This is a genomic window from Candidatus Hepatincolaceae symbiont of Strigamia maritima (assembly GCF_055505085.1).
On record NZ_DBKDTU010000192.1, the window covers coordinates 1 to 6,541 of the forward strand.

The following is a 6,541-nucleotide window of genomic DNA, read 5'->3' on the forward strand; positions in this document are numbered from 1 at the left end:
GCGACCACCGAGATCTACACTCTTTCCCTACACGACGCTCTTCCGATCTATTCTCACTTATCTTTTAACTTTTACTTTAGTGGCTTCAGGATTATTCTTTACTTTTAAAACTAAATTTATTCAGTTCAGGCTTTTTGCACATGCTTTTTCCTTATTTAAAGGTAGCTCTAATAAAGATAGTAAAACTATTTCCTCATTTCAGGCAATGTCAACCTCACTTGCCTCATTAGTTGGAACAGGGAATATTGCAGGAATTGCTATTGCTATTTATTTAGGTGGTCCAGGTGCTATATTCTGGATGTGGATCATAGGTTTTTTCGGTTTAGCAACTAGTATTCTTGAAAACACTCTAGGACAGGTGTATAAGCAAAAAAATCAAGAAGGAAATTTTTTTGGAGGTCCTGCCTATTATATTAAATTAGGGCTTAACAACAGATTCCTAAGTTTTTCTTTTGCTCTACTTATGATTTTTACTTATTCTTTTGCTTTCAACAGCATTCAATCAAATACCATTGCCTATTCTCTTAAACATGCCTTTAGCATAGATAGAAGTATTATGGCTGTAATTATAGCTATTCTTACGTCTATCATTATTGTCGGTGGAATTAAAAGAATTGCTCTGATTACATCCATTTTAGTTCCTGTTATGGGAGTTTTGTATTTATTTATTGCACTGATTGTTATTCTACTAAATATTACAAACGTACCTGGGGTTTTTGCTGTAATTGTTAAATCTGCCTTCGGCTTAGAGCCTGCTTTCTCAGGGGCTTTTGGTTATACTATAACCCAAGCTATAAACATTGGGATTAAAAGAGGTTTATTTACTAATGAAGCAGGCTTAGGAAGTGTTCCTAATATTTCTGCCTCTGCACTGGTAAAACACCCTGTAAGACAAGGATTATTAGGTATGGTAACTTGTTTTTTAGTAACTTTTGTAATGTGTACGGCAACTGCTTTAATTATTCTTTTATCTAATGTTTATTCTCCTAATAATGGGATTATCGGCGTAGAATTAGTACAAAGCTCTTTACAACAAAATGTAGGTGATATAGCAGTTTATGTGGTAGCCGTGGCAGTATTTTTATTTGCTTTTTCCTCTATAATCGGTAATTATTCTTATGCAGAGAGTAATTTACATTTTATTACTAAAAATAATTTATGGTTTTATATTATAAGAATATTTACTATATTAGTGGTCTTTGTAGGTGCAATTTCCGAATTACAAGTTGTATGGCTTTTAGGAGATGTTTTTATGGTGTTTTTAGCTTTAGCTAATATTTCAGCTGTTTTTATGTTATTAAAAGTTGCAATCAAAACCATAGAAGATTATACCTCACAGCTACAACATAAAGCAGAGCCTGTTTTTGAGAAGAAAAATATTAAGAAATTAAGCAAAGATATCACTAATGTTTGGTAATAATTGGTTAGAGATGCATGATTCTTAAAGATATAAAAGAGCTAATAAAAGTATTCCCTTTTGGGAAATGTTTATTAGCTCTAGATGTTAGTAAAAATCACTTAGGTATTGCTAAATCTAATACGGATTTAACCATTGCTCTCCCTCTTTATACTATAAACAGAACTAACTTTACCTCTGATTTAGCAAAAATTCTTACCCTCTATAAAGAGGAGAGTGCTGGGGCTTTAATTGCAGGATACCCAATAGAATTAAGTGGCATTGAGGGTTCTCGTTGCCAAAGCGTTTTAGACTTCTTAAAATTATGTTTACACTACCAAGATCTACCTATTTTTTTACAAGATGAAAGGTTTTCTTCCCGTGCAATTAAAAAATCTTTTGCTACAATAAAGAAAAAAGTTACTATAGTAGATGAGTTTGCTGCAGCTTGGTTTTTACAAATAACTCTAGACACTATAAAATATTTACAAAAAGGATAATTTGTGTATATTGATAGTTGCAACTTATAATAAAATGTAATATAGGTAAAAGTCATGTTTAAGATAGCAATATCTATCATTATCAGCTACTTAATAGGTTCAATTCCTTATGGACTGATACTACTAAAAATTTTTAAGGGAATCGATATTCGTGAAGTTGGGTCAAAAAATATAGGGGCAACTAATGTCTTAAGAGCTGGTTACAAAAAATTAGCTTTAGTTACGTTATTATTAGACCTCTCTAAAGGAGCAGTGGCAAGTATAATTTTTAAAGAATTATATTTTCCTGAATTAGGATTTGTAGCAGGATTATTTGCAATAATAGGACATAATTTTCCTATTTGGTTAAATTTTAAAGGTGGCAAAGGAGTTGCCACATCTTTAGGAACGCTCCTTGCACTTAATCCTTTAATTGGTGCCTTAGTAATTCTAACTTGGCTAATTATTGCTATACTTTTTAAGTACTCTTCTTTAGCCGCAATCCTTGCTTTTACTATGTTACCTATCTATAGTTTATTACTGCAAAAAAATATGATTTACTTTAGCTTAATAATATCCTTATTATTAATAGCAAGGCATAAAACCAATATAATAAATCTAATCAATGGAACTGAGAGTAAAATTAACTTAAAAAAATGATGTTAGCAGAAATTAATTATAATGAAACCATAGATATTATCAGACTTATTGGCAGTGAAAATGTTGGGTGTATTACTTTTTTTAAATTATTGGAACAGTTTGAAACCGTAGAAAAATCTCTTGCAATGCTCCCCCATTTAGCTACCAAGGGTGGTAAAAATAATATTAATATTTTATCTTATAAAAAAGCAGAAGAAATCTTAAATACTCACTTAGAAGCAGGTATTAATGTTATAACTTATAAAAATAAGTATTATCCACCACTCTTAAGATATATAAATGATAAACCTCCTGTTTTATATGTAAAAGGTCATTATCAACTTCTTAGCAAAATCGGTATTGCTATTGTCGGCTCTAGAAATGCTTCTATGTTAGGCAGAAAAACTACTTATAACTTTGCTAAGAAATTGGGAGAAGCAGGATTCTTAGTTGTTTCAGGACTTGCTAAAGGTATTGATACAGAAGCACATAAAGGATCTTTAGAAAAAGGTACTGTGGCTTTTTTAGGTGGCGGGCTTGATACTATATATCCCGAAGAAAACAAACAACTATTCTATGATATTGCTAATAGCGGTGTTTTAGCTACAGAATATTCTCTAAAAACTCCTGTAATCGCTGGGCATTTTCCCAGACGTAATCGTTTGATTGCAGGCATGTCCAGAGGGGTGTTAATAATAGAGGCTTCTTCTCAATCAGGGAGTTTAATTACAGCACAACATGCCCTAGATCAAGGGAAAGATATTTTTGCAATACCTAATCATCCTACAGACCATAGGAACAAAGGCAGTAATGACCTAATTAAAGACGGTGCTTTTTTAGTACAAACTCCACAAGATATTGTTGATATGATAAAAGATTCTTCATCATACATGAAAGAACCAGAAATGATCTACGAAGTTCCTAATCCTATTACTACTATTACTGAGCAAGATTTATTAAAAGCTAGAAAAGGAATACTAGAATTATTATCTCCTTCTGCTATAACCATTGATTCATTAGTTAAAGAGAGTAAATTTTCTTATTCTATTGTAAATACTATTTTACTAGAATTAGAGTTATCAGGAAAATTAGAAAGATTTTCCGGTAATAATGTAGCATTATTTTAAAATAGGTAAACTAATTATGTATCTTGTAATTGTAGAATCTCCTAGCAAAGCTAAAACTATAAATAAATATTTAGGCAAAGATTACAAAGTTATAGCAAGCTACGGTCATATCAGACAACTTGTACAAAAAAGTGGCTCTGTAGACCCAGAGCATAATTTTAAAATGCTTTGGCAGGAAACCGAACAAGGTAAAAAACATTTAAAAGAAATTAAAAGTTCAGTTGCAATAGCTGATGAGATTATTCTAGCAACAGACCCTGATAGGGAAGGAGAGGCTATTTCTTGGCATATTGTAGCTTACCTAAAGGAAAAGAAACTTTTAAAAAGTAAAGTACCTATTAAACGAGTAGTTTTTAATTCTATTACTAAAGAAAGTATTTTGGATGCCTTTAAGAATCCCCGTAATATTGATGATTCTCTGGTTTCTGCTTATTTAACCAGAATTGCCCTAGATTATTTAGTAGGGTTTAACATATCTCCTATTTTATGGAGAAAATTACCGGGTAGTAGGTCTGCGGGACGAGTACAATCAGTTGCTCTAAAATTAATAGCAGAACGAGAATTAGAAATAGATGCCTTTAAAACTCAAGAATATTGGTCTATTGCTGGGCTTATGCAAAATGCTCTTGATGCTAACTTTAATGCTAAATTAGTACAATTTAATAATAAAAAGTTAGACAAACTAGATATTAAAAACGCTACTGAAGCTACTGAGATTGAAAAGATTCTTATGAAAGAACATTATATTCTAGCCAAAGTTGAAACAAAAAAAATTAATAAAAATCCTTATGCTCCTTTTACAACTTCTTCCTTACAACAAGAAGCCTTTCACAAACTAGGGTTTGCTGCTAAAAAAACTATGTCTGTAGCACAGAAACTCTATGAAGGTATTAATTTAGGATCTGAGACTGTGGGTCTTATAACTTATATGAGAACCGATGCAACCCAAATTAGCCCTGAGGCAATAACTAATATTAGAAATTTTATTGAAATAGAATATAGTAATAAATATTTAGCAAAACAAATCCGAATCTATAAAACTAAAGCTAAGAATGCTCAAGAAGCACATGAAGCAATCCGCCCTACTTCTATCTCTCTTATTCCTGCCAAGATTCAAAATTTTTTAACAACAGATGAATACAAGTTATATGATTTAATCTGGAAACGCTCCGTTGCTAGCCAAATGGCTAGTGCTCTTTATAATAATAAAGTCTTTGAAGTACATAGCAGAAATAAAAAACATATTCTGAGAGCCAGTGGGTCTACCCTAGAATTTGACGGCTTTTATAAATTATATAAAACCTCTACAGATAAGGAAGAAGAAATAACTCTTTTACCAAACTGTACTGAGGGAGAAAATTTAAATTGTATTAAAACTATCTCGAAGCAACATTTTACTGAGCCTCCTCCTAGGTATACCGAGGCTAGTTTGGTAAAGAATTTAGAAGAACTAAGTATAGGCAGACCTTCAACCTATGCAAATATTATCTCAGTACTACAAATACGAAAATATACTAGGATTGAGAATAAAAAGTTTTATCCTGAGAATCGTGGTAGAGTTTTAAGCCAGTTTCTAATTAGTTTTTTTAGTAAATATGTAGAGTATTCCTTCACTGCGGAAATGGAACGAATGTTGGATGAAATTTCTAGTGGTAAAGCAGATTGGCACAAAGTATTATCAGACTTTTGGGATGATTTTCATAAAAATGTAGAAGAAGTTAGTAAACTTTCTCCTCTTAATGTTATAGAAACCCTAAATAATACGATTGGGAAACATTTTATCGGTGAAAATACTCTGTGTCCTAAATGCTTAAAAGGACAGTTAAGTATTAAGAATTCTAAATTTGGAGTCTTTATAGGGTGTTCTTTATATCCTGAATGTACTTATATAAAAAATTTAGAAGAATCTACCGATTCTAAAGATAGTGATACGAATGATACCATTCAACCCACTAACCTTTTATTAGGTCAATTACCAAGTAATTCCCTTGATATCTATTTAAAAAAAGGACCTTATGGTTTTTATGTAGAACTCCAAGATAAAAAACCTAAAAGAACGGCTATTCCTAAAAATATAGATATTAAATCCATTGATCTAGAAAAAGCTATTTTTTTAATTTCCTTGCCAAAAGAAATAAGTAAAGGTATCTTTTTAGGAATAGGTAGATTTGGTCCTTATCTTAAACATAATAATACTTTTTATTCCGTTAAAGAAAATTTCTTTAATTTAGATGAAAACAAGGCTAAAGATATAATAGAAACAACAATAGCTAAAAAAAGCGGTATTAATTTGGGGATTTTTCCTAATACCGATAATCCTATTCTACTTAAATTTGGAAAATTTGGTTCTTTCATTCAATACAATGATAAAAACTATAAAATTCCTAAAGAATTAAAAAATACTGATATTAGTTTAGAACAAGCTATTAGTATTATAAAAGAACTAAATAAGGAATCTTAAGTGTATAACCAAAACAATGGGGAAAATAATAATGCCACCACAAAAAATAGAACCTCTAGAGACAAAAACCCCAATTTCTCCGGAACAAAAGGTAATTTCTTTGAAGATAATCATAATCAGGAATCTCATCAAAGCTTTAAAGACAAGTCTTATAGAGATAAACAGTTTTCTGAGGATTCTAAAAGTTTTACTAAAGAAAAAAAATTTAACACACAAAAAAATAAATTTTCTCAAAAAGATACATATTTTAAAGAAAAATCTACTGCTACAGATGATATCCACCATAAAAATCAAAACCAATTCTCAGAATCACAAAAAAGAGATTTAGCTTTCAACAAACCTTCTGAGGGGGAAGACTCTGAAAGAAATAATTCTTATATAGGAGGAGACAGAGGTGGCTTTAGAGGTGATCGCAGTTCTGAAAGAGGCAGAGACAGAA

The 6,541-nt window shown here is 31.0% G+C and carries 5 protein-coding genes; all 5 read left to right on the plus strand.

Annotation, left to right across the window (positions count from 1 at the left end):
• The first annotated feature begins 1,434 nt into the window (after nucleotides 1-1,434).
• Entirely contained in the window at nucleotides 1,435-1,896 is a 462-nt protein-coding gene (gene ruvX, locus ACQCX0_RS05235) for a Holliday junction resolvase RuvX (RefSeq protein ID WP_462563114.1), read from the plus strand.
• Between the two features lie 54 nt (nucleotides 1,897-1,950).
• The gene (gene plsY, locus ACQCX0_RS05240; RefSeq protein ID WP_462563115.1) at nucleotides 1,951-2,535 is read left to right on the plus strand and encodes a glycerol-3-phosphate 1-O-acyltransferase PlsY; all 585 of its coding nucleotides are present in this window, start codon (nucleotides 1,951-1,953) and stop codon (nucleotides 2,533-2,535) included.
• Entirely contained in the window at nucleotides 2,532-3,641 is a 1,110-nt protein-coding gene (dprA, locus tag ACQCX0_RS05245; RefSeq protein ID WP_462563116.1) for a DNA-processing protein DprA, read from the plus strand. The genes plsY and dprA overlap by 4 nt, the downstream gene beginning before the upstream one ends.
• 16 nt (nucleotides 3,642-3,657) lie before the next feature.
• Nucleotides 3,658-6,102, plus strand: coding sequence for a type I DNA topoisomerase (topA, locus tag ACQCX0_RS05250; protein ID WP_462563117.1), 2,445 nt, complete (start codon nucleotides 3,658-3,660; stop codon nucleotides 6,100-6,102).
• A partial coding sequence (locus tag ACQCX0_RS05255) for a hypothetical protein (RefSeq protein WP_462563118.1) occupies nucleotides 6,103-6,541 on the plus strand: 439 nt, incomplete at its 3' end.

Excerpts from the sequence above, each read along its gene's own strand:
- plsY (WP_462563115.1), top strand. The coding sequence starts at position 1,951 with ATGTTTAAGATAGCAATATCTATCATTATCAGCTACTTAATAGGTTCA.
- dprA (WP_462563116.1), top strand. The coding sequence starts at position 2,532 with ATGATGTTAGCAGAAATTAATTATAATGAAACCATAGATATTATCAGA.
- topA (WP_462563117.1), top strand. The coding sequence starts at position 3,658 with ATGTATCTTGTAATTGTAGAATCTCCTAGCAAAGCTAAAACTATAAAT.
- ruvX (WP_462563114.1), top strand. The coding sequence starts at position 1,435 with ATGATTCTTAAAGATATAAAAGAGCTAATAAAAGTATTCCCTTTTGGG.